This window comes from Pseudomonas sp. RT4P38, assembly GCF_054897765.1.
Genome location: NZ_CM142703.1, coordinates 4,989,044 through 5,004,660, shown reverse-complemented (window position 1 = coordinate 5,004,660; position 15,617 = coordinate 4,989,044). Strand labels below are relative to the sequence as shown.

General features: G+C 59.0%; 14 protein-coding genes. 8 read left to right on the top strand and 6 right to left on the bottom strand.

Annotated features, from left to right (window positions below; genetic code table 11):
* Positions 1-123: 123 nt before the first annotated feature.
* Positions 124-1,614: an aldehyde dehydrogenase family protein gene (locus tag ACYZT7_RS23155; RefSeq protein WP_462038376.1), complete on the bottom strand. Its 1,491-nt coding sequence runs from the start codon at positions 1,612-1,614 to the stop codon at positions 124-126.
* A 478-nt stretch (positions 1,615-2,092) separates the two neighbouring features.
* Between ACYZT7_RS23155 and peaA the strand changes: the two genes are divergently transcribed.
* The 4 genes from peaA (at position 2,093) to peaD (ending at position 6,651) form a co-directional block, all read left to right on the top strand.
* On the top strand, positions 2,093-3,673 hold the full coding sequence (peaA, locus tag ACYZT7_RS23150) for a quinohemoprotein amine dehydrogenase subunit alpha (protein ID WP_462038375.1): 1,581 nt from the start codon (positions 2,093-2,095) through the stop codon (positions 3,671-3,673).
* A gap of 80 nt (positions 3,674-3,753) precedes the next feature.
* Positions 3,754-5,184, top strand: coding sequence for a quinohemoprotein amine dehydrogenase maturation protein (gene peaB, locus ACYZT7_RS23145; RefSeq protein WP_462038374.1), 1,431 nt, complete (start codon positions 3,754-3,756; stop codon positions 5,182-5,184).
* Position 5,185: 1 nt separating this feature from the next.
* Positions 5,186-5,509 carry a quinohemoprotein amine dehydrogenase subunit gamma gene (qhpC, locus tag ACYZT7_RS23140; protein ID WP_462038373.1) on the top strand — a complete coding sequence of 108 codons (324 nt, stop codon included), beginning with the start codon at positions 5,186-5,188 and terminating at the stop codon, positions 5,507-5,509.
* Positions 5,510-5,532: 23 nt separating this feature from the next.
* A complete protein-coding gene (peaD, locus tag ACYZT7_RS23135) occupies positions 5,533-6,651 on the top strand; it encodes a quinohemoprotein amine dehydrogenase subunit beta (protein WP_462038372.1) in 1,119 nt (372 codons plus the stop codon).
* A 140-nt stretch (positions 6,652-6,791) separates the two neighbouring features.
* Here the strand turns inward: peaD and ACYZT7_RS23130 are convergent, their stop codons facing one another.
* Both ACYZT7_RS23130 and ACYZT7_RS23125 read right to left on the bottom strand, forming a co-directional pair.
* On the bottom strand, positions 6,792-7,193 hold the full coding sequence (locus ACYZT7_RS23130; RefSeq protein ID WP_462038371.1) for a lysozyme inhibitor LprI family protein: 402 nt from the start codon (positions 7,191-7,193) through the stop codon (positions 6,792-6,794).
* A 60-nt stretch (positions 7,194-7,253) separates the two neighbouring features.
* Positions 7,254-7,652: a GFA family protein gene (locus tag ACYZT7_RS23125; RefSeq protein WP_462038370.1), complete on the bottom strand. Its 399-nt coding sequence runs from the start codon at positions 7,650-7,652 to the stop codon at positions 7,254-7,256.
* Positions 7,653-7,870: 218 nt separating this feature from the next.
* Between ACYZT7_RS23125 and ACYZT7_RS23120 the strand changes: the two genes are divergently transcribed.
* Entirely contained in the window at positions 7,871-8,359 is a 489-nt protein-coding gene (locus ACYZT7_RS23120) for an SRPBCC family protein (RefSeq protein ID WP_462038369.1), read from the top strand.
* Positions 8,360-8,944: 585 nt separating this feature from the next.
* On the opposite strand, the gene inhA is transcribed toward ACYZT7_RS23120, so the two are convergent.
* Positions 8,945-9,640, bottom strand: coding sequence for an isonitrile hydratase (gene inhA / locus ACYZT7_RS23115; RefSeq protein WP_462038368.1), 696 nt, complete (start codon positions 9,638-9,640; stop codon positions 8,945-8,947).
* Between the two features lie 92 nt (positions 9,641-9,732).
* On the opposite strand from inhA, the gene ACYZT7_RS23110 reads away from it, so the two are divergent.
* Entirely contained in the window at positions 9,733-10,716 is a 984-nt protein-coding gene (locus tag ACYZT7_RS23110; protein ID WP_462038367.1) for a GlxA family transcriptional regulator, read from the top strand.
* 39 nt (positions 10,717-10,755) lie between these two features.
* Here the strand turns inward: ACYZT7_RS23110 and ACYZT7_RS23105 are convergent, their stop codons facing one another.
* Together ACYZT7_RS23105 and ACYZT7_RS23100 are read right to left on the bottom strand one after the other, a co-directional pair.
* A complete protein-coding gene (locus ACYZT7_RS23105; RefSeq protein WP_462038366.1) occupies positions 10,756-11,145 on the bottom strand; it encodes a hypothetical protein in 390 nt (129 codons plus the stop codon).
* Between the two features lie 333 nt (positions 11,146-11,478).
* Entirely contained in the window at positions 11,479-13,305 is a 1,827-nt protein-coding gene (locus tag ACYZT7_RS23100) for a glycoside hydrolase family 15 protein (RefSeq protein ID WP_462038365.1), read from the bottom strand.
* A gap of 336 nt (positions 13,306-13,641) precedes the next feature.
* Here ACYZT7_RS23100 and ACYZT7_RS23095 point away from each other — a divergent pair, with 336 nt between their 5' ends.
* Positions 13,642-14,814 (top strand): MFS transporter, encoded by a 1,173-nt coding sequence (locus ACYZT7_RS23095; RefSeq protein WP_462038364.1) that lies wholly within the window; start codon positions 13,642-13,644, stop codon positions 14,812-14,814.
* A 60-nt stretch (positions 14,815-14,874) separates the two neighbouring features.
* Positions 14,875-15,609, top strand: coding sequence for a thioesterase II family protein (locus tag ACYZT7_RS23090; RefSeq protein WP_462038363.1), 735 nt, complete (start codon positions 14,875-14,877; stop codon positions 15,607-15,609).
* Positions 15,610-15,617 lie beyond the last annotated feature (8 nt).

Here is a 15,617-nt window from a genome sequence, read left to right as displayed (position 1 = left end):
CCTCGGTAGATGTATTTTCCACCTATCGGGGTGTCTGGGGAAATTAGACCACTGCAGGGTGGATCTTGAACCCACCCCAAAATCAAAAGATCGCAGGCTTCGCCAGCTCCTACAAAAGCTGATTCACAGCTTGATCAACACCGACTTCAACTCGGTGTAATGCTCAATCGCCGCATACCCCATCTCCCGTCCAACCCCGGACATCTTGTACCCACCAAACGGCAACGCCGGGTCCAGCGCACTGTGGCAATTGACCCACACCGAACCCGACTTGATCCGCGGAATCATCCGGTGCACCGCCGCCAGATCGTTCGACCAGATACTCGCCCCCAGCCCATAGGGACTGTCGTTGGCCATGCGCAACGCATCGGTCTCATGATCAAACGGAATCGCCACCAGCACAGGCCCGAAGATCTCCTCCTGCACCAGCGAGTGCTTCTGATCGACATCCACAATCACCGTCGGCTTAACGAAGAACCCCGGCCCGAACTGCTCACCACCACAGACGATCGTCGCACCACTTTCACGTCCTTTTTCGATATAACCGTAAACCCGTTCCTGCTGGCGCGCCGAGATCAGCGGCCCCATGTCCACCGTTGGGTCCAGGCCATTGCCCAGTTTCATGGCATTGGCGATGTCAGCGATGTCCGCCACCACATTGTCGAAATGCTTGCGCTGCACGTACAGCCTGGAGCCTGCGCAGCACACCTGCCCCTGATTGAAGAAAATCGCGCTGGCGGCACCGGCTGCGGCGGTCTTCAGGTCGGCGTCGGCCATGACGATGGTTGGTGATTTGCCGCCCAGTTCCAGGGTCACTCGGGTCATGGAGTCCATGGCGATCTTGCCGATCTGCTTGCCCACGGCGGTAGAGCCGGTGAAGGTCAGCTTGTCGACCAGCGGATTGTGGGTCAGGGCGGAACCTGCGGTGATGCCGGTGCCTGTGACCACGTTGAATACACCTTCGGGATAACCGGCTTCGAGCACCAGCTCGGCGAGTTTCAACGCGGTCAGCGGGGTTTCGTCGGCAGGTTTGAGTACCACGGTGCAACCGGTGGCCAGGGCCGGGCCGAGTTTCCAGCAAGCCAGCAACAGCGGGAAGTTCCAGGCGACGATGGCGCCGACCACGCCCACCGCTTCGCGGCGGATGAAACTGTGGAATTGATCGTTGGGCATTAACGGCAACGACACTTCAACGCTGGAGCCTTCGATTTTGGTCGCCCAACCGGCCATGTAGCGCAGGAAATCGATCGACAGTTGCACGTCCATCACCTGGGCCACCGCCGCGCTTTTGCCGTTGTTCAGGCATTCCAGTTGCGCCAGCAGTTCGGCGTCGCGTTCCATCAGATCGGCGAGTTTCCACAGCAGGTTCTGCCGCTCCCGAGGTCGGGTGCGGGTCCAGGACGAATCATCGAAGGCCTGGCGGGCGGCGAGCACGGCGCGGTCGACATCTTCGGGCGTGGCCCGTGGCACCACGCACAGCACTTCGCCGGTGGCCGGGTTGTGCAGGGGCATGGTCTGGCCGTCGGCGGCCTCGACCCAGTCGCCACCGATCAGCATGCGCGGGGCGCGGTGGATGAAGGCCGAGGTGGCGGGAAGCAGATAAGGGAGGGACATGTGAAAACCTCTTGTTGTTCGTGTGAAGAGGTCTTTGGCAATGGTTGTGCCAGTTACATTTTTTGCGATGAAAGGCCGATGTGACGGGGTTCTCAGGTGTTTTACCAGCAACCTTGCGAAGGCCGAACGTCGCAATTTGCGACGCAGTGAGACGGTGGTGATGCAGGGGGAAATCAAAAGATCGTCCGAAGGCTCGGGCCGCTTTCGGACGATCTTTTGATCTTGGTTGCCTATGCTTGTCTCAGAGTGAAACAACTGTCGCGATTTTGGACGTCAGGTTCGACGCGAGCTGTGCTTGAAATGCTGTTCTATTCAATCAACTCATTGATCTATAACACTATTAATAAGCTGGCACGCTCCGTGTATTGCTCATCGCAGACGTTTCTCTTGCCTCCGTCAGCGGTGCGCCGCCGACGGCAGAAACCATAAAAACGATAAGCCACAAAAATAAGAAAGCACCGTGCGAGGTTCGACGTTGATGAAGAGAAAACTCCGATCAGGCCTGAGTGTCAGTCTGCTGGCCGTGGCGGCCTGTGTGGCGCTGCATTCGCCTTACAGCCTGGCAGCTCGCGATGCCCAGACCATCCTCAAGGAAACCTGTCAGGGCTGCCATACCCCTGAAGCCGATAACGCCTTGAGTCGAATCAGTCACCAGCGCAAAACCCCGGAAGGCTGGCTGATGAGCATCGCCCGCATGCAAACCATGCACGGTTTGCAGATCAGCGATGACGACCGCCGGACCTTGGTCAAATACCTGGCCGATACGCAGGGCCTGGCACCGAGCGAAACTGAAGGCGTGCGTTACGCGCTGGAGCGTCGACTCAATACCGTCGAGAAGTTCGACGACCAGACCAGCCAGATGTGCGGTCGCTGTCACTCCGGTGCACGGGTCGCGCTGCAACGGCGCCCGGCCCAGGAATGGGAACGTCTGGTGAACTTCCACCTCGGCCAATGGCCGTCCCTGGAATACCAGGCGCTGTCTCGTGACCGCGACTGGTTCGACCTTGCTCGAAAAGAAATGGTGCCGTTGTTGGCCAAGCGTTATCCACTGGACAACCCGGCCTGGAAAAAATGGCTGAGTACCGCGCCGAAAGCCGACGCGCTGGTCGGTGACTGGAGCTTCAGTGGCCACTTGCCCGGTAAGGGCGAGTTGGCCGGCGTGATGAGCGTCACGGCCGATGGCAGCGACACGTTCAAGGTCAGCGTCAAAGGCCAATACGCCGACGCTAGCCCGTTCAACGGTGACGGCAACGCGATTCTCTACACTGGCTACGAATGGCGCGGCAACGTGACCATCGACGGTGTGACCATGCGCCAGGTGTTCGCCGCACAAGGCAATGCCATGCAGGGCCGGATGTTCGAGGCGGAGCACGATGAGCGTGGTCTGGACTTCGTCGCCACCAAGCAGGGCAGTAGTCGATTGCTGGCGGTGCAGCCGGGTTATCTGAAGGCTGGCTCCGAGACTGAAGCCACCTTGATCGGCAGCGGACTCACCGGCAAACCGAACTTCGGCAAAGGCGTGGAAGTGGTCGAAGTACTGGAGCAAACCCCTGATCGCATGCGGGTCAAACTCAAGGCTTCTGCCAACGCACAACCGGGTCTGCGCAACGTCACCGTCGGCACGCTGAAAGGCCCAACCCTGTCGGTCTACAGCAAAATCGCTGAAGTCAAAGTCGTGCCCGGATTTTCGGTGGCGCGGATCGGTGATGGCGGTGGTTCGACGCCGAAAGTCCAGGGCCGGTTCGACGCCGAAGCCTGGGGCAAGGGCGCTGGCGGCAAGCCGTATCGCATCGGCGTGTTCCCGGCGCAGTGGTCGGTCGAAGCCTTCGACGACCGCGCCAAGGAAGACGAAGACGTCAAGTTTGCCGGCACCATGCAGGCTGACAGTGGCGTGTTTACACCGGGCGATGCCGGGCCGAACCCGCAGCGCAAAATGTCCACCAACAATGCCGGCAACCTCAAGGTGATCGCCGCCGTCGACGACGCAGGGAAATCCCTGACCGGCGAAGGCCACATGATCGTCACCGTGCAACGCTGGAACAATCCACCCATTCCATGAGTTGACTGAACGCACACGTTTTCGGACATTTTCTGGAATGACCGCAAGCCTCGAAACCGGGGTTTGCACAGGAGGTTGCAATGGGCGCTATTTTGAATCTGGTCGAGCGGAACCTGCACGAAGTGCACGTCGATGCAGACCGCATGCTGTTTCACATTCCCAGCAGTTCGCTGTTCGCCAGCGATGAACTGACGGGCACCATCATCGATACCTTGCGCGGTCCCGGCTGTTCGTCGGACGACCTGATCCAGCGCCTGGCCGCTCGCTTCAACGGCGAAGAAATCACCGAGACCTTACGTGAGTTGATGTCCCTGGAGTTGGTCAGCGACGGCTCGCCGCTGACCCCCGACATCGGCACCAAACGAGTCGATCGCACAGCGATCAATACCGTGGTGCTGAACGTCAACACCGGCTGCAATTTGAGCTGCACCTACTGCTACAAGGAAGACCTGGACAAGCCGTCGGCCGGCAAGAAAATGGACGTCGAAACAGCGGTCGCCTCAGTGGAAATGCTGCTGCGCGAATCGCCGGATGAGGAGCGTTTTACTGTCGTGTTTTTTGGCGGTGAGCCGTTGAGCAATCGCAAGCTCATCGAGTACATGGTCGACTATTGCGAGAAGCGTTTCCGTGAGGCGGGCAAGTTCGTCGAATTCGTCATGACCACCAATGCGACGTTGCTCACCGAAGAGACCGTGGATTATCTGAATGCCCACCGTTTCGGGCTCTCGGTGAGTATCGACGGGCCGAAAACCGTGCATGACCGCAATCGCATCACCGTGGGCGGGCAGGGCACTTACGACGTGGTGCGGCGCAAGGCCGAGATGCTGCTGTCGCGCTACAACAGCCGTCCGGTCGGTGCTCGCGTGACCCTGACCACCGGCGTCACCGACGTCGAAACCATCTGGGATCACCTGTTCAACGAACTGGGTTTTGCAGAAGTCGGTTTTGCCCCGGTGACCTCCGGCGACATCAGCACCTTCAACCTGTCCAGCGACGAGTTGATCGAGGTCTTCGCCAACATGAAGAAGCTCGGCCGACGTTATCTGGAAGCAGCGCTGGAGCACCGCAATATCGGTTTCTCCAACCTGCACCAGTTGATCACCGACATTCACGAAGGCCACAAAAAAGCCCTGCCATGCGGCGCGGGCCTGAAGATGCTGGCGGTGGATCACAAGGGTGAACTGAACTTGTGCCACCGCTTTACCGGTTCGAGTCTGCCGACGTTCGGCAACGTCCACAGCGGTGTAAAGCAGGTCGAGTTGAACGACTTTCTGTCCCAGCGCCTGGACCGTACCAACACCGGCTGCGAGGACTGCCAGATCCGCAATCTCTGCTCCGGCGGTTGCTACCACGAGAGCTACGCCCGTTACGGCGACCCGACCCACCCGACCTATCACTACTGCGAACTGATGCGTGACTGGGTCGACTTCGGCATCGAGGTCTACACCCGGATCATGGCCCACAACCCTGCGTTTATCAGCAGCTACATCACTCCGCGCAAGGCTCACTGATATGAAACATCTCAAGGCAATCAATAACAAAGCGCTGAAACTCGATGAGGCCGCGGCGCAAAACCGCATTGAAGAAGTGGTGGCGATGAGTTCCGTCGCCGGCTGCGCCTCGACCACCGACCCCGGCTGGGAAATCGATGCGTTTGGCGGTGTGTCGTCGCTGTGCCAGCCGATGGAAGCCGACCTTTACGGTTGTTCCGACCCTTGCTGGTGGCCGGCCCAGGTGCCCGACATGATGAGCACCTACCCGGACTGGAACAAGGATGCCCAGGCGTCCAACGAAAACTGGCGCAACCTCGGGACTGTCTTTCCAAAAGACAAGTGACCGGACCTCAGAAGGATTTCAGCATGCTGACTGTCAAAGCCTGCGGCCTGGCCGCGTTTGCCGTCCTGAGCGTTTGTTCGCTCACTGTTCAGGCCGATGAAAATACTGCCCTCCAAGACGGTCACGAGTACATGGTGACCACCAATTACCCGAACAACCTGCATGTCATCGACCTGGCCACGGACACCGTGCTCAAGACCTGCAAAATGCCGGACGCCTTCGGTCCCGGCAGCGTCCAGCTGTCGCCGGATCGCAAGACTGCTTATGTGCTGAACAACCACTACGCCGATGTCTATGGCGTCGAACTGGACAGCTGCAAGCAAGTGTTCCACGCCAGCATCACCCAGAAACCGGGGGAGAAAGCGAAGTCCATGTTCGCCTTCACCCTCAGCCACGACGGCAAGGAGCTGTTCGCCATCGCCAACCCGACGTTGATGCAGAGCGACCGCTACGAAGTGCAGCAACCTCGGCTCGATGTGTACGCCACCGACGCCGGCCTGGACGCCAAGCCCGTGCGCAGTTTTCCGGCACCAAGGCAATTGACGATCATGCAGAGCGGTGACGACGGCACGCTGTATGTGGCAGGGGCGGACGTCTACAAGGTCGATGTGAAAACCGGCAAGTTCGATGTGCTGATCCCCAGTCGTCACTGGAAACGGGCGAACTACAGCGCGCCGGACGTGCTCTACGTGTGGAACCAGCAGACCTACCGTCATGACTTTTCGCTGCTCTACACCGCGGCGAAATTCAAGGACAAGAAGCAGGATCCAGCGACCGCCGAATACCTCTACGGGCTGTTCAGCATCGATCTGAAAACCGGAAAGACTGAAACCACCGACTTCGGTCCTCTGACGGAAATCTACTTCAGCGGTATGCGCTCGCCGAAGGATCCGAACCTGATGTTCGGTGTGCTCAATCGTCTGGCGAAGTACGACATCAAAGAGAAGAAAATGCTCAAGGCGGCGACGCTGGATCATTCCTACTACTGCATTTCGTTCAACAAGGACGGCAACAAGATCTACCTGGCGGGGACGTTTAACGATGTGGCGATTTTTGATCCCGAGAGCATGAAGCAGATTGGCAGCATCAAGTTGCCGGGTGGGGATATGGCGATTACGACCGCGCAGATATTTGTTCGGTAATTTGCGGCGTCTGAACTGACGCCATCGCGAGCAAGCTCGCTCCCACAGTGGTTTTCGGTCGTACACAAAATAGGTGTTCACTGAAAATCCAATGTGGGAGCGAGCTTGCTCGCGATGAGGCCCTCAAGATCACACAATCATCAAGCCCCAGGCACCGGACAACTCATATCCCCCTCCTGACACTTCAGATAATTCTTGAAAGTCTCCACCCGCGCCTTGGTCAATTCAGTGACACAGTTGCTGTAGATCGCCGGATACACACTCCCGCCTTCCACCCCGGCGCTCGAGAACTTGCACTCGGCATCGCGAAACGCAATCCACGAACGCTGCGCCTTGATCAGCAGCTTTTGGCTTTCGGGGTTGCTCTTCAAACGCGCGTTGATCTGCTGGTAAAGCGTATTCAACTCCTTATCCGCAGCCTTGTGCTGCTGCGCCGCGCACTGATTCATCGTGGCCTGATCGGCAGCGTTGTCGCAGTCCACAGCATAAGCAGCGGTGGTGAACAGCAAAGGCGTCAGCGCCAGAAGAAAGCGTCGGGGCATGGGGATTCTCGCTGTGATGTGGAAAGTTGAGGTGCAGTGTAGCGCTACGTATCGGCCTGGCTATGCCTGCCATTCAAGGTGATTTCCGATCGATTCGTAGTTGAGCCACGGTACTTCATGTGACGTCCAGATATGGGCCTGCGGCGTCATTTTCGGGTCATCATCCAGTGTCGCCACACGAACAATGACGTGGGGTTGGGCCAAGCGCTCAGCCATCAAATGTGAACCGCAGACCGAACAGAAATGCCGAAGCTTGCCCGGCGACGATTCATAGCGGCTCAGATGGTCCTGACCTTTGGTCCAGCGAAAATGTTCGCGCATGACCCCGGCTGTCGAGGCGAATGCCGCAGCGTGTGCCTTTCGGCAGGTTTGACAGTGACAATGACTGATGGGCATGTCGAGACAATCGAGTTCGTATTCGATGGCTTTACACAAGCAGCTGCCGTGAAGGCTATTCATGATGTTTCCCCGAGAGCATGAGTGTGGGGCTTATCTTTTTGTCTGGTTTGCAAACGTTAGCAGCTTCAGTCCGCTGACTCTTGTCTTCAAAGCGGTGCTCTGGGGGCAGAAATGCAGCCGAATATTTCGTACAGGGTTGATTGCGATACCCGATTGATACAACTTTAGGGTTGGTCTTGTGGTCTTACAGGCCTACTGTTCAGTACAGGAGGTGACTTATGAATCCAGCATCAGATCGCATCGAAAGGAAGATCCTGCTTAAAACGCCGCGTTCGCAGGTCTGGCGCGTGCTGGCCAATGCCGAAGCCTTCGGGCAGTGGTTTGGCGTGGCGCTGGAAGGCAAGCGTTTTGTCGCCGGTGAATGGACCCAGGGGCAGATTACGTATAAGGGTTATGAGCACTTGCTGTGGAATGTGCTGGTGGAGCGGGTCGAACCGGAACGGGTATTTTCGTTTCGCTGGCACCCGTATGCGATTGAGCCCGAAATCGATTACTCCCAGGAGCCCACCACGCTGGTGAAGTTCGAGCTCGAAGACATGGATGAAGGCACGTTGCTCAAGGTCACCGAGTCCGGTTTCGATCACATTCCTCAGACGCGCCGGCTCAAGGCGTTCCGCATGGACAGCCGCGGTTGGGATGAACAGATGAACAACATCGAAGAGTTTCTCAAAGTCAGGTCCAAGGACCGCGAGCGCCAGGAAGAGTGATGCTGCATGTTCAAGCCTTGGCTGAAACGCTGGGCGCTGGTGCTGCCGAAGGTCAACTGCAGGCCGCTAAACTCGTGGCTTCTATGCTTGATCCCTGACCTGTCTAAGGGTTTTCGGAAGGCTGGGTATAGCGAATGTCTTACGCGCGATGGTAGCTATGACGTCTATTGCACATTGGATCCGAAGCGTAATCTAGCTTCATCAACCGAAGCACAGGAAGTGCTCGGGATCACGGATGATCGGCCATCAGCAAGGAACGCTATCGACAGGGAGTCGACATGGTCTTGGGGAAAACCCGCTTCGGCGGGTTTTTTTTCGTCTGTTGAAACCTGCTCCTAGACCCGAGTGGTCAAAGGCTTACATCCGCTGACGGGTATGTCGTCTTTTGATGCGTCACCGATGTGTTTAATCTGGGTCCATCAACTGAGTCGCAGGATGCACTCAGGATCACGGATGATCGACCATAGGCCCGGATGGCTGGTGACAGGATGTCGCAATGGTCTTGAGAAACCCGCTTAGGCGGGTTTTTTGTGGGCGATGGAAAGTCCTCGGTGCAGCCGGGCGCTGGCAGCACCGAGGAACGGATCAACGTACTGACGCCCGATCAAGTTTTGCCGCAACACGCTCGGTAATTTCCCAGCGCAGTTTCAACGATCCGGCAGCACGTTTCCGTGCTTCCTCCAGCACGCTGACTGGAGCCGTCTCAGGGCTGCCCGAAGTAAACGGCGGCGCCGGGGCGTATTCGAGCTGCAACTGCACCAGCTCTGCCGTGTCCTTATCGAACAATTCCGCAGCCAGCGCCAGGGCAAAATCGATGCCCGCCGTGATCCCGCCACCGGTCAGCAGATTGCCGTCGCGCACCACTCGATCCTTCACCGGGATCGCACCCAAAGGCGCCAGCAATTGGTGATAGGCCCAGTGAGTGGTGGCGCGCTTGCCTTTCAACAGACCCGCCGCGCCGAGCACCAGCGCGCCGGTGCAGACCGACGTGATGTAACGCGCGCTGGCGGCCTGAGCCTTGATGAAGGCCAGTGTCTGTTCATCCTCCATCAACGGCCCGACGCCGCTGCCGCCGGGGATGCAGATCACATCCAGCTTCGGGCAATCGTCGAACGTGGTGGTCGGTTTCAGCACCAGTCCCGTGCTCGCGGTGACCGGCACCAGGTCCTTCCAGATCAAATGCACCTTCACGTCCGGCAGCGAGGCCAGTACGTCGTAAGGGCCGGTGAGGTCCAGTTGCTGAACCTGTGGAAACAACAGAAAACCGATCTGCAACGTCATGGCATTTTTCTCATGAAGTGGGGGTAGACGCCTTCACTGTAGGCTCGTAGGATTTGGCGTATACGCCAATAACCCCACGAATTACGCCAATCATGCCCAAAACCATTCACGTGCTCGTCTTTGCCAATGTGCAATTGCTCGACGTCACCGGGCCGTTGCAGGTGTTTGCCTCGGCTAATGACATTGCTCACCAGAAAGGCTTGCCGCCGCCTTACGCGCCGACGGTGATTGCCAGCGGCGGCGGGGCGGTCATGTCGTCGGCGGGGTTGGCGCTGGTCTCCGAACCGTTGCCCGAGGAGGGCAGTGACACGTTGATCATTGCCGGTGGCTGGGGTGTTTACGACGCGGCGCAAGACCAACCGCTGGTGGCGTGGGTACGTGAACATGCGACCGGGTGTCGGCGGGTTTCGTCGGTGTGCACCGGGGCATTTTTGCTGGCGGCCAGCGGCTGGCTCGATGGCCGGCGGGTGGTCACTCACTGGACCCGTTGCGAGCAGTTGGCGCAGAAACATCCGCTATTGCGGGTCGAACCCAATCCGATTTTCATCAATGACGGCCCGGTCTGGACCTCGGCCGGGGTCACCGCCGGCATCGACCTTGCGCTGGCGATGGTTGAAGAAGATCTTGGCCGCACGATGGCCCTGGAAGTCGCCCGGCAACTGGTGGTGTTCCTGAAACGGCCCGGCGGCCAGTCACAGTTCAGCGTGACCCTCTCTTTGCAAAAGGAGGGCAACCGTTTCGACGAACTTCACGCCTGGATCAGTGAAAACCTCACCAAGGATTTGGGCATCCCGACCCTGGCCTTGCAGGCGGGCATGAGCGAACGCAGCTTCGTGCGCCACTACCGCGCCGACACCGGCCAGACGCCAGCCCGGGCCATCGAACTGATTCGGGTCGAGACCGCCCGACGCTTGCTCAGCGACACCGGTGTGCCGATCAAACGGGTGGCGGTGCAATGTGGATTCGGTAGCGAAGAGACGCTTCGGCGCAGTTTTCTGCGGGCCATGGGCGTGACCCCGCAGGCCTATCGCGAGCGTTTCAGCGTCAGCCCTCCAGCAGATCCAGTAACGCTCTGAGCGTCGCCTCGGGCGCTTCTGATGGTTCTTGCCGATTTCCTAGACTTCGGTTTCCGCCACCTGATTAAAGTACTTCGACCGATCCGGCGTAAAAGTCACCACCATTTTGGTCCGCGAACAGGTCAACGCCCGCTCTTCACTCAGGTCGATATCCAGATCTTTCCCGCGCAACCCCTGCCATTGGGCGAGGTATTTGAGGGATCCGTATTTTTCGAGTTTCTTCAGGCTACGGCTGACGCCACCTTTCCAGCCGAGCACCGGCAGTTCGCCGGCAAGGCATCGTTGGGCGAGTTCGGGGAAGCGGGCGGCGCGTTGGCGGCCGATCTCCCAGCATTTGATCAGGCCTTTGTCGTGGGCTTCCCACAATTCGTCGCGGTTCAGGCCGGACCTGAGTGAGGTGTCAATGCTGCGGTGGATGCGCTGGGTCATTCTGGTTCCTTGAATTCGGGTTTTGTTGGACAGCTCCGCTGTACCCGTTGACGGTCGATGGTAGGGGGGGATGTAACGGCTGGCAACAAACGTTTTCAGGCTATAGAAATGAGGTGCTTTGTACGATTAAACAGGTCCGTTTAGCGGTTGTAGGAGCTTGGCCTATACCGGCCACCGTTTCTTTCGCCGGTATTCAGTCGGCCTTGTGTTGTGGCTGATGGCCCCATCGCGAGCAAGCTCGCTCCCACATTTAATCTCGGTCGAACACAAATTTCGTGGCCACTAAAGATCCAATGTGGGAGCGAGCTTGCTCGCGAAAGGGGCAACTCGGTCTCAAGGCTGCCAGAAACTCTTCTCGCCACTCAATTTCCGATCCAGAAAACACGCCGCACTGATCAGTGCCAAATGCGTCAGCGCTTGCGGCGTATTCCCCAAATGCCGCGCATGGCTGTCGAACTCTTCGGCGTACAACCCCAGTGGGTTGGCGTACCTCAGCAACTGTTCAAATTCCAGATGCGCTTTTTCCACCCTCCCGGCGCGGGCCAAGCATTCGACGTACCAGAATGAGCACGCGGCGAAGGCACCTTCGGTGCCGTCGAGGCCGTCGATTCGGGTGTCGTCATTGCGATAGCGGTAAACCATGCCGTCGCGCACCAGATTCTTTTCGATGGCGTCGAGGGTCGCGAGCCAGCGCGGGTCTTTGGCGCTGACGAAGCGCACCAGTGGCATCAGCAGCATTGAGCCGTCGAGGGCGGTGCCGCCGATGTGCTGGACGAAGTGCCCGCGTTCTTCGTTCCAGAAGTTTCCCCAGATGTCAGCGTAGATCGCCTGTCGGGTCTGGTCCCAGCGGGCGAAAGGGGCGGGCAGTGAGCGTTTTGAGGCGAGGCGAATGGCTCTATCCAGTGCCACCCAGCACATCAGCCGCGAGTGCAGGAAGTGATGCTGTTCGCCGCGCATTTCCCAGATGCCGACGTCCTTTTGCTCCCAGGTTTCGCAGACTTGATCGACCACTTCCACAGCGTGTTTCCAGCCTTCATGGGAAATGGCGTCGCCGTACTTGTTGACCAGGTACACCGCGTCCATCAGCTCGCCGAAGATATCGAGCTGGACCTGTTCGTAAGCCTGATTGCCGATGCGCACCGGTGTTGCACCGCCATGGCCGGACAGGTGCGAGAGTTCGGATTCTGGCAGTTCCTGACGGCCATCGATGGCGTAGAGAATGTTGAGTTTCATCGATTTGCCGTGGCAATCACTGACTCTGCCACGTAGCCAGCGCATGTAATCGTTGGCTTCGTGAACGAAACCCAGGCGCATGAACGCGTAAACCGTGAACGATGCGTCGCGGATCCACGTGTAGCGGTAGTCCCAGTTGCGCTCGCCGCCAGGCGTTTCCGGCAGGCCGAAGGTCGCGGCGGCGAGGATTGCGCCATGTCTGCGCGAGGTCAGCAGCTTCAGCGCCAGGGCCGAACGATTGACCATTTCCCGCCAGCGACCGCGGTAGTTGGACTGGCCGATCCAGTCGCGCCAGAACTTCAGGGTACGTTCCAGGCATATCGCGGCGGCACCTTTCTTGAACCGCGGGTCGTCGATACCGCCCAGCATGAATTCGGCGCTCTGGTCCTGTTCAAGGGTGAACTCTGCGACCGCCGCATGGCCGTCGATACGTAAAACCTGGTCCGAAGACAGGCGCAGGGACGGCTGACCGGCGGCCTCGAAGGTCACGTCCCCTTCATCCATGCGCGCGCGGGTCTTGGCGCGAGCGTAGTCATGACGCACGGCGCAGCGCATGTGAAACGTTGCCTGGCCACTGACCACTCGAACCCGGCGCATCAGCACCGACGTGTCATCTTCGCTGTCGCCAATGGGCAGCAGGTCGGTGACTTCGACGACTGCGCGGTCGCTGAGCCATCGGGTTTGCAGCACATTGGTGTCGGGCAGGTAAATCTGTTCGCGGCGAGCGCCGGGTAAATCCGGGGACAGTTGGAAAATCCCGGCCTCAGGCGTGTCCAGCAGCGAACAGAAGATCGACGGGCTATCGAATTCGGGCCAGCAGAAAAAATCCACGCTGCCCTTGTCGTTGACCAGTGCCGCGCTGCGCATGTCGCCGATGATGCCATGGGCATCGATAGCGCTTTGTCGTTCGGGATGATGATCAGCCATTGCCGCGAAACTCCGGATAAAGGCTCAGGGCGACTTGTTGGTCGAGGGAAATCTGCATGAGGGTTAAGGCCTCGAGTAAAGGGCTTAACTAGCTGACTGGTTTGAGCGGTAGAGAGTTCAGTTACCCGGCACAGCAAGGTGACTGTGCCGGCCTTATCGCGAGCAAGCTCGCTCCCACATTGATTCTCGGTAATACACAAAATTTGTGTTCAGCGAAAATCTATTGTGGGAGCGAGCTTGCTCGCGATGAGGGCTTCACATTCAACCAACAATTAGCTGCTTTCCCCTTGATCAGCCATTGTGGCAACTTGCAGGCCCTTGTAGAGACCAGCACCTATGGCAAACCCCTACCGCGAGCTGTTCAAAGCCCCAGGAAGTAGCGCTTTTGTGATGGCCGGGATGATCGCGCGCATGCCGATTTCCATGACCGGCATCGGCTTGATCACCATGCTCTCTCAATTGCAGGGTGGCTACGGATTGGCCGGTGCGGTGGCGGCGACGTTTGCCTTGGCCACGGCATTTTGTGCACCAATGGTTTCGCGGCTGGTGGACCGTTTCGGGCAGAGCCGGATCTTGCCGGTATCGGCGCTGATCGGTGGCGGGGCGTTGTTGCTGGTGTTGCTTTGCACTCGCTTGCAGGCGCCGCAGTGGACGTTGTTTTTGTTCGCAGCGCTGGCCGGTTGCATGCCGAGCATGTCGGCGATGGTGCGGGCACGCTGGACCGAGGTGTATCGCGGCAAGCCTGAACTGCAAACCGCCTATGCCCTGGAGTCGGTGCTGGACGAAGTCTGCTTTATTGTCGGGCCGCCCTTGTCGGTAGGGTTGTGCGTGGTTGCGTTTCCCGAAGCCGGGCCGTTGGCGGCGTTGCTGATGCTGGCGATCGGGGTCACGGCGTTTGTGCTGCAACGTGACACCGAGCCGGCGATTCATCCTCATGAAGAACATCATCAGGGTTCGATCATTCGTTCTGGCGAGATTCAGTTGCTGATGCTGTTGATGGTCGCGATGGGCACCATCGTCGGTGTGGTGGATGTGGTCAGCGTGGCGTTCGCCCAGCAGCAGGGCCAGCCGGCGGCGGCGAGCATTGTGTTGTCGGTGTATGCCATCGGCTCGTGCCTGGCGGGGTTGGCGTTCGGGGCGTTGCGCTCGAAACTGCCACTGCCGCGACTGTTTCTTTACGGTGGAGTGGCGACAGCGTTGACCACGTTGCCGTTACTGCTGGCGACGAACATTCTCGGGCTGTCGCTGGCGGTGTTTGTCGCCGGGTTGTTCTTTGCGCCGACGCTGATTGTTGCGATGGCGTTGGTGGAGCGGATTGTGCCGCCGGCCAAACTCACCGAAGGCCTGACCTGGCTGGTGACCGGGTTGAGCATTGGCGTGGCGATTGGTGCGGCCAGTTCCGGGTGGCTGGTGGATGCGTTCGGGGCGCGTAGCGGGTTCTGGGTGGCGATTGCGGCCGGTGCTGTGGTGCTGGGCTCGGCGGTGCAGAGCTTTCGCCACCTTAAGTGAGACTAATTCCCGCCGCGCCTCATCCGTTCTCTTAACAGACAACTTTTCGAGGTAAACCCGGTGACCCAGCTGACATTGCTCTGCCTGCCCTATTCGGGCGCGAGTGCCATGGTCTACAGCCGCTGGAGGCGCAAACTGCCGGAGTGGCTCAAGCTGCAGCCGGTGGAGTTGCCGGGCCGAGGCGCGCGGTTCGGCGAGCCGTTGCACACGGACATGCGACGCTTGGCGCTGCAACTGGCGCAAGAACAAAAAGCCTCGCTCAAGACGCCATACGCGCTGTTTGGTCATAGCCTTGGCGCGCTGCTGGCCTGTGAGATGGCCCACGCGTTTCGCTCGCTGGGCTGCCCGGAACCGGTGGCACTCTTCGCTTCGGGCACCGCCGCACCGACCCTGCGTGCCGACTACGACCGGGGTTTCGCCGAGCCCAAAACCGATGCGCAATTGATCGATCAATTGCGCACCCTCAACGGTACCAGCGAAGAAGTGCTGGCCAATGAAGAGCTGATGCGTCTGACGCTGCCGGTGCTGCGCGCGGATTTTCTATTGTGCGGACGTTTCGAGCCGCAACAGCGTCCGTTGCTCAAGTGCCCGATCCATGTGCTCGGCGGCAAGGCTGATCGCGCCACCACCGAACAGTTGATCGGCTGGAGCAAGGAAACCCACGGTAGCTTTTCGGTGGACATGCTCCCTGGCGGACACTTCTTTATCCACGAGCATGAAGCCAAGGTGTTGCGGGTGATCAAGGATCAGCTGGAAGTTCATCATCGGCGGCATGCCATGGCGGCCAGCGCCTGACCCAATAC

Bases quoted from the DNA above. Each gene is read 5' to 3' on its own strand.
- peaD (WP_462038372.1), top strand. From the start codon at position 5,533: ATGCTGACTGTCAAAGCCTGCGGCCTGGCCGCGTTTGCCGTCCTGAGC.
- ACYZT7_RS23095 (WP_462038364.1), top strand. From the start codon at position 13,642: ATGGCAAACCCCTACCGCGAGCTGTTCAAAGCCCCAGGAAGTAGCGCT.
- peaB (WP_462038374.1), top strand. From the start codon at position 3,754: ATGGGCGCTATTTTGAATCTGGTCGAGCGGAACCTGCACGAAGTGCAC.
- ACYZT7_RS23110 (WP_462038367.1), top strand. From the start codon at position 9,733: ATGCCCAAAACCATTCACGTGCTCGTCTTTGCCAATGTGCAATTGCTC.
- ACYZT7_RS23155 (WP_462038376.1), bottom strand. From the start codon at position 1,614: ATGTCCCTCCCTTATCTGCTTCCCGCCACCTCGGCCTTCATCCACCGC.
- ACYZT7_RS23100 (WP_462038365.1), bottom strand. From the start codon at position 13,305: ATGGCTGATCATCATCCCGAACGACAAAGCGCTATCGATGCCCATGGC.
- peaA (WP_462038375.1), top strand. From the start codon at position 2,093: ATGAAGAGAAAACTCCGATCAGGCCTGAGTGTCAGTCTGCTGGCCGTG.
- ACYZT7_RS23120 (WP_462038369.1), top strand. From the start codon at position 7,871: ATGAATCCAGCATCAGATCGCATCGAAAGGAAGATCCTGCTTAAAACG.
- ACYZT7_RS23130 (WP_462038371.1), bottom strand. From the start codon at position 7,193: ATGCCCCGACGCTTTCTTCTGGCGCTGACGCCTTTGCTGTTCACCACC.
- ACYZT7_RS23105 (WP_462038366.1), bottom strand. From the start codon at position 11,145: ATGACCCAGCGCATCCACCGCAGCATTGACACCTCACTCAGGTCCGGC.
- ACYZT7_RS23125 (WP_462038370.1), bottom strand. From the start codon at position 7,652: ATGAATAGCCTTCACGGCAGCTGCTTGTGTAAAGCCATCGAATACGAA.
- inhA (WP_462038368.1), bottom strand. From the start codon at position 9,640: ATGACGTTGCAGATCGGTTTTCTGTTGTTTCCACAGGTTCAGCAACTG.
- qhpC (WP_462038373.1), top strand. From the start codon at position 5,186: ATGAAACATCTCAAGGCAATCAATAACAAAGCGCTGAAACTCGATGAG.